Consider the following 14,885-nt stretch of genomic DNA (forward strand, 5'->3'; position numbering starts at 1 on the left):
AAATTGTTATTATATTTACCTGCGAATTGGTCGTCACCTAATATTGGAAAACAAAAAAACTCCTGACTACAAAAAATGAAAAGACATTTTCTGTAATCAGGAGTTTACGGTTCCTGGTAGAGACCCTCAAGCCGTATTATTGAGGTTATACATATAATTTCAATTAATTTCTAAGAAAATTTATCTGTTTTTCAGATTATCACACTAGTTGTTATTACTCAAGCATAAATTTCACATCATTCGACACGAGTATTGATAATAACATTAGAAAATTGCGCTAAATAAGGATGTTTCCATTCCAAATCTGACAAGTATGCTACGAGCTTTCTGTTCATTAAGAATAAAATATGCTTTTGCTGAGCACCTTTATTGAACTAACGATTCTTGTTAGTTTAACGAATGTTTACTTCCGATGTATTCAGTTTGTAAATTTGTATTTTTACTATGATTAGTATGAAAGCAAGGAGTGAAAATGCAATACCAACCCAGATTAAATTATGTATTCCAAAGTGAGAGATAAACCAACCACTGATAGTAGTTCCAATGGCAATACCAAGATTGGAAAATGAGACAAACAAGCTATTTCCGAATTCCGGAGCTTCTCTTGCCTCTGTCGTTAACCATGCTTGACTGACAATAAGCCCTCCAGAATGCACAGCCCCCCAAATGAATACGATCACAACCATCGGAATGGAAAAAGAACCGAGATAATAAGTAAATAAGTATATTACTACAAATAGTAGAGGGAACATGATAACGGTCTTTGTAATACTTTTGTGTAAAAAACCTCCAAATAAAAAATTCCCGAAAATCATAATTGTACCAAAGGCCATCAGCATGATGCTAATCCATGACCCGTTCATATGAGTCACTTGGCTTAGATATTCGGCAAAATAGCTGTACACAGAAAACATAGCTGCAAATATAAAAATAACTGTTACGATATTTAGCCACAATTGGGGCTTGCTTAATATCCCAAGCTGCTTACCATAAGACAATTTGTCCTTAACAGGCATGGAGGGAAGCCAAGACAGTATTCCTATGAAAGCAATTATACTAACAACGGCTCCAAATAGAAAACCCGCTTCTAGTGAAATCTTTTCTGCGAGATAAGAAGTCAAAGGAACACCAAATGCAAATCCGACCGTTATTCCAGAGAAAACTTTTGTAACTGCTTTGCTACTTTTTTCCGGAGAGACAAGTTTAGCTGCTGTCACGAGGGCAACTGAAAAAAATACAGGGTGAAAAATAGCAGGGATAATGCGGAAAACTAACATCACATCGAACATAGTTGTGTAGGCATAAACAATATTTGAAATTGCAAAAATAAAAACGGAAGTTAATAGAATGACTTTACGGTTAATACCAGAAGCAAGTAATGTCAGGAATGGACCTGAAATGGCAACGACTAAAGAAAATATACTTACAAGCAATCCGGCTTGTGAAGTCGAGATATTAAATTTTTCAGTAATCTGTGGAAGTACACCTATAATACCCATTTCTGTGGTAATAATGCCGAATACGCCTAAAGCTAGAATAATGATAAGCAACGGGTTAATTTTTTTCATTTTAAATGTAATCCTCCATCCATATATACATATCTGTATTTGTAGATATGTTAAAGTAAAAAAAGACCCCCTTCCTTTTATAGTTTCTTTTTGATGTACTCGGAAAATTCTTGTATAGTTTTTTCGTTCCGACGATAGTACGTCCACTTTCCAATTCGCTCAGATTCCAACAAGCCAGCTTTTTGCATAGTCAATAAATAACTGGAAATAACAGATTGTGCAAGTCCTGCTTTAGCTTGAATATCTCCTACGCATACACCAATTTGGAAATTGAGGTTTTGTTCTAAATAAGGTTTTTCATCAAAGAATTCCTCTGGACTTTTTAACCACAACATAATTTGACTACGAGTTTCATTAGATAAAGCTTTATAAATCAATAAAGGTTCCATGTATTTCATTATATCTATTTTTATAGATTTGTAAATATAAAAAAGAAATTGGGAAAGAAGTAGTAAATCGAATAAGACCTCATTATATGTGCGTGAAAACTTGGAATCATATTGACGTATTCTATGAAGCAATAGAACAGCATGAATTTTTAAAAAAATGTAGTGATAGGAATTCGATAAAAAAAACGATTGCTCAAGGGCAAATATAGCGTTTTCGTATATGTTCTTTATCGATTGACTTGCTCCAGTACAAACATAAAATAAAAACCTCTGCTCAATTAAATGTTAGCAGAGGTTTTATTATATCTTTTTATCGCATTAGAGAAGGGAGAGTATTTCTGAAATCTACCAACCTTCAATCTAGTTACTTTATTTAATACTAGGTAATAACTTATTTAACACTATCGCTACTATTGCCGCTGTTGCAACAGGTGAGCCAAATAAATATTGTACTGTAGTTGGCAAAGAATATAAGAAATCGTCAGGAAGTAGTGTTAACGCTAATGTTAAAATCATTGGTACAGCAATCACGTACATTTCCTTTTCACCAATTCGCTCATTTTTCATTACTTGTAAACCGCTAATTGCAATAATGCCACAAACGATAACGAATACACCACCGATTACGGCTGATGGAATGGCAGAAATTAATGCCGCTAATTTACCTGAAAATCCGAACAATACAAACCAAGCTCCGGCAGCCACAAAGACACGACGGCTTGCAATACCTGTGATAGAAATTACACCTGCATTCGTTGAGTATCCAGTTACAGGAGTTGAACCTAATAATGAAGCGATGAGACAGCCAATTCCTTCTCCGATAACTCCACGATTAATTTGTTTATCTGTTAATGGTTTATCGATTACATTACTTACAGCAAACCAAGTACCCGTTGTTTCAGCCATTAAAACAATATAAATAATAACCATTGTAATAATTGCAGAAATATTAAAAGTGAAACCGAAATCTGCAAAAGGGATTTGAGGCATGCTAAACCATTTTGCTTGTGAAACTGCGGATAAATCTAATACACCCATAAATTTAGCAGCAACACTACCTGCGATTAATGCAATAATCACAGAAGTAATACGGAAAACGCGACCTTTCTTACGGAAGAAAGAACCTAGCATAACACAAATAATTAGTACTACAGCAGATATAAGAGCTAAATAGATGTTTTGGTTGATCGTAGCTCCTGCCCCGTTATAGATATTATCACTTAAACCAACAGGCATTAATGAAAGGCCGACGACGAAGATAATTGTACCTCCGACAATTGGTGGAATGAAAGCTTTCACAATCTTATTGAAGACTCCAGTAAAGCCTAAAATGATTACTAAAATAGCCCCGATTAAACTTGCTCCTAACACCGAACTCCAACCTAGATCACCACCGCCACTTGCGGCATAAATACCAACAATTGCACCAAGCGGAACATAAGATGGGCCTTGGGCAATAGGTAGTTTCATACAGAAATAAGTTTGGACAATCGTTGCGATTCCTGCTGCTATAAAAGTCGATTGAATCAAAGCTGTTGACTGCCCCGATTGTAGACCGATTAACATGGCAATCAGGAAAGGTACTACATAGACGTCCATAGCCATTACATGTTGTAAACCTAGTAGGGCTGATTGCCCGAGTGATACTTTTTCATCGGGTAAAACGGTTAAATGCGGGGTATTGATTTTATCTTTAGCTAGCTTATTATTTTGCGTTTCCACTAAGATGCACACCTCAAAATTTTAAGTTTGTCTAATGCTTTCATTCCACAAATAATATTTCTATTTAAAATCTAATTATATTTCAGATTACTTTGTTCTTTCGTGAACTTTGTTTCCTTGAACCCAGACTTCACTAATGTTTTCTGGTCGAACAAGATACATAATCTTTTGGAAGATATCGTTTAAATCTTCATTCACATCAAAAATCGGTAGTTTTGCAGATGCTATTTTCGTATCGATGATTTGTGCATCCCAAGTATAGTTTTCTTCTAGGCGGCCTATAGGTAAGCTTAAACTTTCACCACCACCAGCAGTTGCTAAATAGAATGCTTCATTAATCGTGATACGTGAATTTGGTACACCGCGCGTTTCAGCTGGAAGCGACGTATCAACGCCATCCTCTAACATTCTAGACGACATGACAGCTTGTCTAGCGTTATCGAATAGACTTGGTGAAAAACCGCCAGAAACATCAGAACCTAAACCGATATCTACACCTTTTGAATGTAAATGAGCGATTGGAATGACGCTGTTAGCGAAATAAGCATTGGAGATTGGACAATGACCTACGGCAGTTCCTGTCTCAGCAAATAACTCTGCATCTTCATCATTTAAGAAATTACTATGTGCCATTACGGATTTATCGCCTAATAGACCGAAATCATGTAAGGCAAAGGCATCATTCTTTTTGAATCGGTCTTGTACATAACCATGTTCCCAATCACTTTCGCTGCAGTGAGATTGAACATGAGTATCGTACTTAGCAGCTAATTCTCCTAAACCTTTTAAAGCACCATCTGTACAGCTTGGTATAAAGCGTGGTGTCACAACAGGGTAAACACCTTGTTTTGTTGATTTTGCTAACTCTTTAACAGCTAAGATAAATTCTTCTGTGTCTGCTAAAGCTGTTTGTGTATCTGCATCACGATAAAAATCTGGATTTTGTTCTGGATCATCCATGACAACTTTACCAACTAGACCTCGTTGACCTTTTTTAGAACAAATTTCAGCTAGTAATAAGCTCGCTTCTTTATGAACAGTTGCAAAGTATAGTGATGTAGTTGTGCCATTAGCAAGTAGGGTACTGACTAAATCTTCATAAACCTCCTTTGCAAAATTTAAATCCGAAAACTTAGATTCGATTGGGAAGGTATATTTGTTCAACCAGTCATATAGAGGAATATCTAATGCAGTGCCAGATTGTGCCCATTGCGGTGCATGAACGTGTAAATCGATAAAACCAGGTAAGAAATACTGACCATCAGCTAATTGATGAAAGTTTTCTTTACCTTGATATGTATCTAGTAAAGTTTGATAATCGATATGTTCTGGTGCAACGACTTTTTCAATCATGCCGTCAGCATTAATGAAAAATAGATAATCTTTTAAAATTTGTACTTCTTTTGGTGACGTGCTAGAAAAAGCAGTCCCTTTAAAAATTTGCGTATATTCACTCATTAAAATCACCTTAATGTTCGTATTTTATTAATTATAACGATTATTATAGGGCATTTGGAGTGCTAAGTCTATAAAAAAGCGAATATATTAAAAATGAATCTATTGAATCTAGATGATAAATTACTCTGTTTTAGATAATAAATACTTTTTTGTAAATGGATTTAAAAATTCCCCCCCATAAATATTTGTGAGCTAATAAAACTTATTTAGCGTAGTGATACGAATATAAACAAAAAAGGCAATTCTTAAATCCTTAAAATTGCATATCTAACGCTCATTTCGATATGATAAACTCGTAGAACGTATTTTAGAATAGGAGTGAAGAAGATGTATCGTAAAGTAGAAGATTTCCTTGAAGATTGGACTGCCTCTTCAGCAAACGCATTGAGTGTATTTAAAGCATTGACGAATGACAAGCTAGGTCAAAGTATTGTAGAGGGGCATAGTACACTTGGATGGTTGGCTTGGCATTTAGTCGGTGCTGGAGCTGCATTTGGCCATTTTGCAGGACTTCAGATACCAGGACCTGGTCGTGATCAAGAAGCACCTACAGAAGTAACTGAAATAGTTGATGCTTACGAGCAAGTAATAGAGGCTTATAAAGTAGAAGCAGCAAAATTAACGGATGAAGCATTACTTGAAGAAGTTAATGGTTTCGGGGGACCGATTGCACGCGGTAAACTATTACGTGCAGTAATTGACCATCAAACACATCACCTTGGTCAAATGACAGTACTATTACGCCAAGCGGGATTAACAGTGCCAGGTGTAATGGGACCTACAAAAGAAATGCAAGCATAAAATCAATTTTTTGATGCAAAAGCTCACCTATTTTGGTGGGCTTTTATTGTACTTTTTATGAATATGATATCATTTTGAGAATGAAGCTGTAAAAAACACCTTTCATTAGATATTAAAGTTGCCTTACTAATAGTTTAACTATTAAAATAGGATAGATAAGCATGGTTTCTTATTCTATGTGTACTTTATCTTGTTTTATAGTTTATTCACCGATCAAACTCTTCCGCAATCTTCATCCTATGAAATGGCCTATCTTCTAAGTAGGCACAATTTGCAATACCTCCTGTAACAACACCTGTCAGATAGATATTATGGACATCTTTGTTATATGCAACTTAATTAATAGAATAGAGTTTTTTGTGTTGGTCATGGGTTGGTTTATACCTGTAAAACGGTTAACGCGTTTACCTGTCAATTTATTCCTTAACCTATATATAGGTGAGGGGTTTTTTGGAGAGGAATTTTTTATTATGAGGTGAGTTAAATGAAAAAGAAATTATTTAGTGTGTTAGTTTTAGTTGTTTTTATGTCTTCTTTTATGTTGGTTGGCTGTAATTTATTTAAATCCAATCCTTCAGATGGAGAAAGTAAAGAAGTACATGGAGAGAAAAAGGACGAGCTTGTGTTGGCATTTGACTCTGAGCCAGAGGCTGGCTTTGATCCAACGACTGGATGGGGACGATATGGTTCACCGCTGTTCCAAAGTACGCTTTTAAAAAGAGATGACAAACTTAAGATCGTGAATGATCTGGCAACAAGTTATAAAGTTAGTGAAGATGGTAAGGTTTGGACGGTGAAAATGCGTGAAGATGTGAAGTTTTCAGATGGTGAGCCACTAACTGCAGCCGATGTTGTTTTTACATTTGAAACAGCTATTAACAATGGATCCGTTGTAGATCTTAATGGAATGTCTAAAGTAGAAGCAGTGGATGATTATACAGTGAAATTCACATTAAAAGAACCGCAATCAACGTTTGTAAACTCTTTGGTTGCAACAGGAATTGTACCAAAACATGCATACGGAAAAGACTATGCTGAAAATCCAATAGGTTCTGGTCCTTTTCAACTCGTACAATGGGATAAGGGGCAGCAAGTTATTGTAAAGGCTAATCCGGAATACTATGATAAAAAGCCGAATTTTAAACAGATAACGTTTTTATTTTTAAATGAAGATGCTGCATTTGCTGCTGCACAAGCAGGGACTGTAGATCTAGCGTATATACCTGCAGCGTTTAGTAAGCAAAAGGTGAAAGGTATGAGGCTAGAAACAATACAAACAGTAGATAACCGGGGCATTGTTTTCCCGTTTGTAAAATCAGGTGATGTAAATGAAGCTGGTTTACCGATCGGCAATGATGTAACAGCAGATCCAGCTATTCGTCATGCTATAAATATTGGAGTAGATCGACAAGCGCTTGTAGACGGAGTGCTAGAAGGACATGGTACGCCAGCATTTACATCAGTAGATGGCCTTCCTTGGTGGAATTCTGAAACAGTGATTAAAGATGCTGATATGGATAGTGCCAAGAAGTTGTTAAGTGATGCTGGATGGAAAGATACAGATGGAGATGGAATTCTTGAGAAGGGTGCTTTAAAAGCTGAGTTCACACTGTATTACTTAGCGAATGATGCAATTAGACAATCACTTGCTATTTCTGTGGCTGATATGATGAAACCATTAGGAATTAATATCAAATTAGAAGGCGGGAGCTGGGACTTGATTGCTAAGAAAATGTATTCGAATCCTGTTCTAATGGGATGGGGCAGTCATGATCCGCATGAAATGTACAATATTTATAGTAGTGAGTCTGCTGGAATAGAGTATTACAATACAGGTTATTATCAAAATAAAACGGTAGATGAATATTTTGAAAAAGCCCTTAGCTCGAAAAGTGAAAAAGAAGCAATTGAGTTTTGGAAAAAAGCTCAATGGGATGGCACAACTGGTTTAAGTGCAAAAGGTGATGCTCCTTGGGCGTGGTTAGTAAATATTAATCACTTATACCTGGTGAAAGATGGACTTGATATCGGAGATCAAAGAATCCATGTTCATGGCCATGGCTGGCCTGCTACAGACAACATCGTTGATTGGAAATGGACGAAATAATCGTGCATAAATCTAAAGGTAGAAAGCTTGGATTATTTATATTGATGAAAGGTGTACGAATGGCTACGTTATTGGTAGCCATTTGTTTTATTTCCTTTTTATTAGTAAAAAACTCTCCGATTGATCCAATTCAAGCCTACATTGGTGCTGATATGTTGAAAGTGGGTCCTGAGCAACGAGAGAAGATTGCTGAGTACTGGGGGTTAGATCAACCAGTTATGGTGCAATTTTTAAGTTGGGGTTCTGCTGTACTAAAAGGTGATTTAGGGACTTCGATGATTTTTAGAAGACCTGTAAGTGAAATTATTGGTGAACGATTTTTAAATTCCCTAATTCTTATGCTAGCGGCCTGGCTGTTATCAGGTGTTATTGGCTTTGTCATGGGTGTTGTAGCGGCTATGAAAAAAGGAACTTGGATTGACAGGATGATTAAGTGGTACTGTTTCACGCTAGCTTCGACTCCTACTTTCTGGATGGGACTTCTAATTCTTATCGTTTTTGCAGTATGGCTAGGTTGGTTTCCAGTTGGAATGGGGGTGCCGGCTGGGGTACTTTCAGAAAATGTTACCATGGTCGATCGAATCCAGCATCTAATTCTTCCAGTACTGACACTTAGTATATTAGGCGTTGCTAATGTAGCGCTTCATACTCGCCAGAAGCTAATAGATGTTCTTGCTAGTGACTATGTATTGTTTGCAAGAGCGAGGGGCGAGCAAGGTTTTGTCTTGTTTTGGAGACATGGATTACGCAATGTTGCTTTGCCTGCAATTACCTTACAATTTGCTGCTTTTAGTGAATTATTTGGTGGAGCAGTATTGGCAGAGCAAGTGTTTTCTTATCCCGGTTTAGGACAAGCTACGGTAGAGGCAGGGCTTAGAGGGGACGTTCCTCTTTTATTGGGATTAGTTATATTTAGTACGATATTTGTTTTTGTAGGGAATTTGCTTGCTGATTTGAGTTATCAAGTATTAGATCCGAGAATGAGAGAGGTGAGGAAGTAATGATTCCAAGCCTGAAAAATACGAATAAGAGATTTCCACTGAATCTAAAACAACGGACGTTCTTTAAAATCCTAATTTCAATTGTCTTTTTAGTCATTGTTATATTGGGTGGTGTTTTACTTGATGAGGGGAGAATTATAACCAATTTGAATGAACGGAATTCTGCTCCTTCGCTAAATCATCTTTTTGGTACGGATTGGTTAGGGAGAGATATGTTTACGCGAACGGTAATGGGACTTTCTTTAAGTATAGGAGTTGGCTTAATTGGAGCAATTGGAAGTACTTTGATTGCTCTATTCCTTGGTATGGCGGCAGCAACAATGGGGAAAATGGCAGATCGTCTAATTTCATGGATCATTGATCTATTTCTAAGTGTCCCACATCTTGTAACCCTAATCCTTATTGCATTTACATTAGGTGGAGGATTTAAAGGAATTGTCATTGGATTAACCTTAACTCATTGGCCAAGTCTAGCTCGAGTCATTCGGGCAGAAGTTATGCAGGTTCGTTCCGCAGAATTTGTTCAAGTTTCTCAGAAGATGGGGAAATCCAGGTGGTGGATTGCATTACATCATATCCTTCCGCATATTGCACCGCAACTCTTAATTGGCTTTATGTTACTTTTCCCTCATGTTATTTTACATGAGGCTGCAGTTACATTTTTAGGCTTAGGATTATCACCACATGAGCCAGCCATAGGGATTATCTTATCAGAATCAATGAAGTATTTATCTTCAGGTATGTGGTGGCTTGCCTTCTTCCCAGGGCTTTGTCTATTGATTGTCGTGAGAACATTTGATCAAATTGGAGAAAATCTTAGATTGCTCATGACTCGGACGCATGATTAATCATAAATACTACGTGTAATATTAAGAGGAGTTAACAAATGTCTATTCTTGAAGTAGAAAATTTATCAGTATCTTTTAAACAATATACAGATGGATTTAAAGAGATAAATCATAAGGTGATTTCAAGTTTAAATGTAACTCTTGAAGCAGGCAAAATTTTAGCAGTTGTAGGTGCGAGTGGATCGGGGAAAAGTTTACTTGCACATGCCATTCTTGGAATACTTCCGAGCAATGCGAATTTTAGTGGCATCATTAAATATGAAGGTGAGGAATTAACACCTACTCGCCAAACTGCTTTAAGGGGGAAAGAAATCGCTCTTGTTCCACAATCAGTAAATTTTTTAGATCCCCTTATGCGTGTTGGAAGTCAGGTGCGTACTTCCGTTAAAAATGGGGATGCAGTATCGGCCCAACGTAAGGTTTTTGAACGTTATCATCTTGGAAAAGAAGTTGAAGATATGTATCCGTTTCAACTTTCAGGAGGGATGGCAAGGAGAACGCTTTTATCAACGGCTATGGTAAGTGATGCAAAGGTAATTATTGCAGATGAACCAACTCCAGGACTGGATCCTATTGTTATAAAAGAAGCATTAGATAACTTTAGAGAATTTGCCGATAACGGTTGTGCTGTTATGTTGATCACACACGATATTGAATCAGCTCTTCAAATTGCAGATAAAATTGCCGTGTTTTATGCAGGGACTACGGTAGAGGTAGCACCTGTAGAGGACTTTGTAGATAAAGGCGAGGCAATACGTCATCCTTATACTAAGGCATTGTGGAGAGCGTTACCTCAAAATGAATTTATACCAATTCCAGGTTCGCAACCGCATCCGAGTTCATTGCCACCAGGATGTTTGTTTGCACCACGTTGTGAAATGGCAACAGCTGAATGTCGACAAGCACCACCTAAAATGAGAGAACTTCGTGATGGAATGGTGAGGTGTATTCATGCAACTTGAAGCAAGGAACATAGGGTTTAGATATGGTGATGGTCCCTGGTTATTTCAAGGAGTCAATTTAACATTAGAACCGGGGGAGATTGTTGGTATCACAGGGCCAAGTGGACGTGGTAAAACTACTCTTTGCCGAATATTAGCTGGTTTTGAATCACCTATTGAAGGCGCTGTGTATTTTAATGGAGCTCCATTACCAAAGAACGGATACCATCCTGTTCAAATGGTCCTTCAACATCCAGAAAAAGCGATTAATCCACGGTGGAAAATGCATAAAATTCTTAATGAAGGTTATCAACCTGATAAAGAGTTGTTAGATATACTAGGAATTGAGCAAGAATGGCTATCACGCTGGCCGCATGAATTATCTGGGGGAGAGTTACAAAGGTTTTGCGTTGCAAGAGCACTGGGACCGAATACTCGTTATCTCATTGCAGATGAAATGACAACAATGTTAGATGCAAACACACAAGCTCAGATTTGGCATGCTGTAATTGAAATTGCTAAAAAGAGAGATATGGGAATAATTGTTGTTACACATGAATCTAATCTAATGCAAAGACTTTGCCATCGTGTGATTGATTTCAATAAAGGATAATAGAAAAGGAGGCCTCTTTATTGGAGACCTCCTTTTTTGATGGCATCATTTATAGTAAACAACATTTATAACTAATTGTTTTCTTTAATATCGTCTTCTTGTTCTGCCACTTTTTCATGGATTTCTGATTCAATTGCCTGAACAAGGTCATCTTCAAGCTTATGCTTAGGCTGAGGATGAAACCATTGAATTTCACCTTCGTGTACAAAGCCTTTGAATTCTTCTCCCTGCACTTGCAACGAAAATTGCTGCCGTTCATGTATACGGTCTTCAAATGCGGGTTTTATTTCAAGGTCTTTAATTTCTTTAGAAACACCATATTGCCTCATTAATGAGTGTATGGTTCTTTCAATGATTTCTATTTTATCTTCACCAATCATTTGCTTCGGATGAGGGTGGAGCCAGTGAATCTCACCTTCATGAAAATGTCCCTTAAATTCATCCCCTTGAACTTTGAAGGTAAATGCATGCCGTTCGTGGACACGATTCTCAAACACAGTTTCAACTTCAAAGTTTTCTAGTTCAGGTTTTGCATTCTTATTTTCAGGCATAAGTAATCCCCTCTCACGTAAGTTTCTATTTTTATTTTTTCTCTAGATTACTTTTGATATTCGGTACTTATAGAGTGAGTGCGATATCTAAGTATTCTATTCGTTTTATTATATAGGCTTTAATTGAGACTGTTGTTGAAAAGTGTACAGTTTGGGAGAATCCGATTTTATCTGCACAACTAGACACTTTAGGTTGTGAAGCTTTTATAGATATCGTATTGATGAATATGAAATTATCTTACCATATCTTTTAAAAGGAATAAATTACGCCAATTAGGTTAGTACTTCCGTAAAGAACTAGGAGTATGATTAGTCCACTTTTCACTAATGATTTTATGGCAGTTATTAAAGATTCGTTCAATTAGCTGGGTTGAATTCGCTAAAATTCTAATACTGAAGCCAGGTATAGCTAGTCTAGAAATCCCTATTTTAAAATCCGCTTCCTCCATTTGAATTGTTTCATAAAGTTCATCAAGGAGGGCGTTATCCGTATTTTCACTGACTGCAACCATAGAGCCTAAGTGAGTATATCCTTCCATAAAACCAAGCCCAGACAGGTTTTGATTGTTTGGAGTTAACTTAATATGATCAAACATACCAAGTTTCCCGTCTAAATAAATCTCAGTAACTAATTGAATGGTATCATAGCTGAATTTTCCACCGCTCGGAGACCATCCAGGGGTAAGAATATCTGTATAGAGAAATGTTGCACCATTTTCCATATGAATTACATTCTTCTGCTTATAACGAGCATTTTCATATGCAATCAATGGATCTGGAAGGTATTCTAAGTAACTTCCTTTTTTTAATGAAATAGTTGTTTCCTGATAAGCAAGGCTTTTCGGCGTTTTATATACTTTTGTTGCAGATTGCGTTGTTAGTGTTACCATTGCACCTTCGTTGGCTGATATCTCCATCTTGTATCGATCACCGTCTAAATAACCACCGCCGGGATTTAAAAGGTAATAGCAAACCTGTCCTGAATTATCGTGGTAAATCGGTCGCATAACTTTAAGTGCACCTTGGAAATATACATTCTTAGCGACAGTTTTCCCTTTTCGTTCTTCCAGGTCTAGAGATAAAACACCAGTCCAGTCTGTCATATTAATCTAAACCTTTTAAGAAAGCGTGTTTCTTAATCCAGTCAATTACTTCAGGAAGACCTTCATCGTTTTTTAGGTTAGTGAAAACGAAAGGTTTGTCACCGCGGAATACTTTTGTATCTTTCGCCATTACTTCAAGGCTGGCACCAACATGTGGAGCAAGATCCGTTTTATTAATGATGAACAAATCGGATTTAATCATTCCTTGTCCACCTTTACGAGGGATTTTCTCTCCTTGTGCAACATCAATAATATAAATAGAAAAGTCAACTAGTTCAGGACTAAAAGTAGCAGCTAGATTGTCGCCACCGCTTTCAACAAAAATAAGTTCAACGTCTGGATGACGTTCTACTAATTCATCGATGGCAGCGAAGTTCATAGAAGCATCTTCTCGAATAGCAGTGTGAGGACAGCCACCAGTTTCTACACCGATAATACGGTCTTCAGGCAGAACACCATTTTGAATTAAAAATTTTGCATCTTCTTTTGTATAAATATCATTTGTAACTACTGCCATTTTTATTTCGTTTTCAAGATGGCGTGTTAATTTTTCTACAAGCATTGTTTTACCTGCACCAACAGGTCCACCAACGCCAATTTTAATTGGTTCCATTAAAACACTTCCTTTTATTATTCGTTATTAAACCTTTAAGACATGAAAATACGAATATTGACACGTTCGTGATTCATTTGAGAAAGTTCTATTCCTGGAGAAACAATCCCGAAATCATCTTCTGTTAATTGCATGATACGATCAACTGCACTAGTTATTTCAGGTATAAACTTGTGAGAAATAGTTTGTCCTGCTGTTTGCCCAAGTGGTATAGCTCGTACCGCATTTTGTACTTGACTAGAAATAGCAGAGTACAAATAGTACTGAATCGCTTCGGACTTTGATACTCCAAGTCCATGAGCCACCATTGAAAAGACGATGGCAGGGTGACCAAACGAATTTTTATTTTTAATTTCTTCTTTGTATAGGGCAAGGACAGGCATTTCATAAAGAGAGTCTGTCAGTTGTAGCATTCTCTTTCCTATCATTTGAGTACCTTCTCGCGTTTCTCTCGGTAAGTTTTGAACAGTTAAGAGACGGTCAAGTTTCCAAATCTTATGGATGTCATCTTCTATAAGTGCTTCATAAGCGAGACGACAAGCAAGTCCATCAGAGTAAATGAGTTGCTCATGTAAATACACTTTAAGCCACTCGAAAAATGATTCCTGATCATGTACTTTATCTTCTTGTATATAACTCTCCAATCCAAAAGAATGACTGAAGGCTCCAGTAGGAAAATTAGAGTCACATAACTGGAATAAAGAAAGGATTTTGCTAGTCATGACTATGGCCTATATGACGGAAGGCTTGTTTTACTTTACGATCTTCTCGTTTAAAAGGAATACCTAGTTCTTGAAGTAACTCCTCAACTAAATAATCGTATTGAACCAACATGTCATTTCCCTCAAATTGAGCTGGTAAGTGACGATTACCAAGTTGGTGAGCAATAGTTCCCATCTCTTTAATATCCCTAGGACTGATGACAAGTAGATCATCGGATAAAACATCTATCACGATCATGTTTTTTTCGTCCATATACAAGACATCACCAGCGACAAGGTCACGAGGTGCTTTTAAGCGAATGCCAAGTTCGTTGCCATGATCTGTTTTAACACGTTGGATACGCTTCATTAAATGTGCGCTTTCCAAGTAGACTTTCTCCATATGGCGTTTTTTTATGTCATTTGGATCCATCTGTTCTAAGTTTGTTACGATTTCTTCAATTATCAT

General features: G+C 37.0%; 15 protein-coding genes and 1 riboswitch. Of the genes, 6 read left to right on the plus strand and 9 right to left on the minus strand.

Features of this window, described 5'->3' with window-relative positions:
* Positions 1-73 precede the first annotated feature (73 nt).
* A riboswitch (purine riboswitch) is annotated at positions 74-173 on the minus strand.
* A 219-nt stretch (positions 174-392) separates the two neighbouring features.
* The 4 genes from MHH85_RS20745 to guaD form a co-directional block, all read right to left on the minus strand.
* Positions 393-1,568: an MFS transporter gene (locus MHH85_RS20745; RefSeq protein ID WP_340708353.1), complete on the minus strand. Its 1,176-nt coding sequence runs from the start codon at positions 1,566-1,568 to the stop codon at positions 393-395.
* Positions 1,569-1,645: 77 nt separating this feature from the next.
* Positions 1,646-1,957: an ArsR/SmtB family transcription factor gene (locus tag MHH85_RS20750; RefSeq protein WP_038186545.1), complete on the minus strand. Its 312-nt coding sequence runs from the start codon at positions 1,955-1,957 to the stop codon at positions 1,646-1,648.
* A gap of 369 nt (positions 1,958-2,326) precedes the next feature.
* Entirely contained in the window at positions 2,327-3,679 is a 1,353-nt protein-coding gene (locus tag MHH85_RS20755; protein ID WP_340708354.1) for a uracil-xanthine permease family protein, read from the minus strand.
* 87 nt (positions 3,680-3,766) lie between these two features.
* Positions 3,767-5,137, minus strand: a complete 1,371-nt coding sequence (guaD, locus tag MHH85_RS20760) for a guanine deaminase (protein ID WP_340708355.1) — start codon at positions 5,135-5,137, stop codon at positions 3,767-3,769.
* Positions 5,138-5,464: 327 nt separating this feature from the next.
* Here guaD and MHH85_RS20765 point away from each other — a divergent pair, with 327 nt between their 5' ends.
* The 6 genes from MHH85_RS20765 (at position 5,465) to MHH85_RS20790 (ending at position 11,448) form a co-directional block, all read left to right on the plus strand.
* Positions 5,465-5,938: a DinB family protein gene (locus MHH85_RS20765; RefSeq protein WP_340708356.1), complete on the plus strand. Its 474-nt coding sequence runs from the start codon at positions 5,465-5,467 to the stop codon at positions 5,936-5,938.
* Between the two features lie 484 nt (positions 5,939-6,422).
* Positions 6,423-8,045 carry an ABC transporter substrate-binding protein gene (locus MHH85_RS20770; protein ID WP_340708357.1) on the plus strand — a complete coding sequence of 541 codons (1,623 nt, stop codon included), beginning with the start codon at positions 6,423-6,425 and terminating at the stop codon, positions 8,043-8,045.
* 59 nt (positions 8,046-8,104) lie between these two features.
* Positions 8,105-9,046, plus strand: coding sequence for an ABC transporter permease (locus MHH85_RS20775; protein WP_409351186.1), 942 nt, complete (start codon positions 8,105-8,107; stop codon positions 9,044-9,046).
* Complete coding sequence (locus MHH85_RS20780) at positions 9,046-9,894, plus strand: ABC transporter permease (RefSeq protein WP_340708359.1); 849 nt, start codon at positions 9,046-9,048, stop codon at positions 9,892-9,894. Before MHH85_RS20775 ends, MHH85_RS20780 begins: the two co-directional genes overlap by 1 nt.
* A 38-nt stretch (positions 9,895-9,932) precedes the next feature.
* Positions 9,933-10,856 carry an ABC transporter ATP-binding protein gene (locus MHH85_RS20785; protein ID WP_340708360.1) on the plus strand — a complete coding sequence of 308 codons (924 nt, stop codon included), beginning with the start codon at positions 9,933-9,935 and terminating at the stop codon, positions 10,854-10,856.
* Positions 10,846-11,448 carry an ABC transporter ATP-binding protein gene (locus tag MHH85_RS20790; protein WP_193737817.1) on the plus strand — a complete coding sequence of 201 codons (603 nt, stop codon included), beginning with the start codon at positions 10,846-10,848 and terminating at the stop codon, positions 11,446-11,448. The genes MHH85_RS20785 and MHH85_RS20790 overlap by 11 nt, the downstream gene beginning before the upstream one ends.
* A gap of 71 nt (positions 11,449-11,519) precedes the next feature.
* On the opposite strand, the gene MHH85_RS20795 is transcribed toward MHH85_RS20790, so the two are convergent.
* The 5 genes from MHH85_RS20795 to ureE form a co-directional block, all read right to left on the minus strand.
* Positions 11,520-11,999 (minus strand): hypothetical protein, encoded by a 480-nt coding sequence (locus tag MHH85_RS20795; RefSeq protein ID WP_193737816.1) that lies wholly within the window; start codon positions 11,997-11,999, stop codon positions 11,520-11,522.
* A 278-nt stretch (positions 12,000-12,277) separates the two neighbouring features.
* Entirely contained in the window at positions 12,278-13,102 is an 825-nt protein-coding gene (locus tag MHH85_RS20800) for an urease accessory protein UreD (protein WP_340708361.1), read from the minus strand.
* Position 13,103: 1 nt separating this feature from the next.
* The gene (gene ureG, locus MHH85_RS20805; protein WP_053419016.1) at positions 13,104-13,715 is read right to left on the minus strand and encodes an urease accessory protein UreG; all 612 of its coding nucleotides are present in this window, start codon (positions 13,713-13,715) and stop codon (positions 13,104-13,106) included.
* Positions 13,716-13,750: 35 nt separating this feature from the next.
* Positions 13,751-14,437, minus strand: a complete 687-nt coding sequence (locus MHH85_RS20810) for an urease accessory protein UreF (protein WP_340708362.1) — start codon at positions 14,435-14,437, stop codon at positions 13,751-13,753.
* Positions 14,430-14,885: an urease accessory protein UreE gene (ureE, locus tag MHH85_RS20815; protein ID WP_340708363.1), complete on the minus strand. Its 456-nt coding sequence runs from the start codon at positions 14,883-14,885 to the stop codon at positions 14,430-14,432. The genes MHH85_RS20810 and ureE overlap by 8 nt, the downstream gene beginning before the upstream one ends.

Origin of the sequence: Viridibacillus sp. FSL E2-0187 (assembly GCF_038006425.1) — a bacterium.
GTDB classification, from domain to species: domain Bacteria; phylum Bacillota; class Bacilli; order Bacillales_A; family Planococcaceae; genus Viridibacillus; species Viridibacillus arvi.

Bases quoted from the DNA above. Each gene is read 5' to 3' on its own strand.
- ureG (WP_053419016.1), bottom strand. From the start codon at position 13,715: ATGGAACCAATTAAAATTGGCGTTGGTGGACCTGTTGGTGCAGGTAAA.
- guaD (WP_340708355.1), bottom strand. From the start codon at position 5,137: ATGAGTGAATATACGCAAATTTTTAAAGGGACTGCTTTTTCTAGCACG.
- MHH85_RS20780 (WP_340708359.1), top strand. From the start codon at position 9,046: ATGATTCCAAGCCTGAAAAATACGAATAAGAGATTTCCACTGAATCTA.
- MHH85_RS20775 (WP_409351186.1), top strand. From the start codon at position 8,105: ATGGCTACGTTATTGGTAGCCATTTGTTTTATTTCCTTTTTATTAGTA.
- MHH85_RS20795 (WP_193737816.1), bottom strand. From the start codon at position 11,999: ATGCCTGAAAATAAGAATGCAAAACCTGAACTAGAAAACTTTGAAGTT.
- MHH85_RS20790 (WP_193737817.1), top strand. From the start codon at position 10,846: ATGCAACTTGAAGCAAGGAACATAGGGTTTAGATATGGTGATGGTCCC.
- MHH85_RS20800 (WP_340708361.1), bottom strand. From the start codon at position 13,102: ATGACAGACTGGACTGGTGTTTTATCTCTAGACCTGGAAGAACGAAAA.
- MHH85_RS20745 (WP_340708353.1), bottom strand. From the start codon at position 1,568: ATGAAAAAAATTAACCCGTTGCTTATCATTATTCTAGCTTTAGGCGTA.
- ureE (WP_340708363.1), bottom strand. From the start codon at position 14,885: ATGATAATTGAAGAAATCGTAACAAACTTAGAACAGATGGATCCAAAT.
- MHH85_RS20810 (WP_340708362.1), bottom strand. From the start codon at position 14,437: ATGACTAGCAAAATCCTTTCTTTATTCCAGTTATGTGACTCTAATTTT.
- MHH85_RS20750 (WP_038186545.1), bottom strand. From the start codon at position 1,957: ATGGAACCTTTATTGATTTATAAAGCTTTATCTAATGAAACTCGTAGT.
- MHH85_RS20770 (WP_340708357.1), top strand. From the start codon at position 6,423: ATGAAAAAGAAATTATTTAGTGTGTTAGTTTTAGTTGTTTTTATGTCT.
- MHH85_RS20785 (WP_340708360.1), top strand. From the start codon at position 9,933: ATGTCTATTCTTGAAGTAGAAAATTTATCAGTATCTTTTAAACAATAT.
- MHH85_RS20765 (WP_340708356.1), top strand. From the start codon at position 5,465: ATGTATCGTAAAGTAGAAGATTTCCTTGAAGATTGGACTGCCTCTTCA.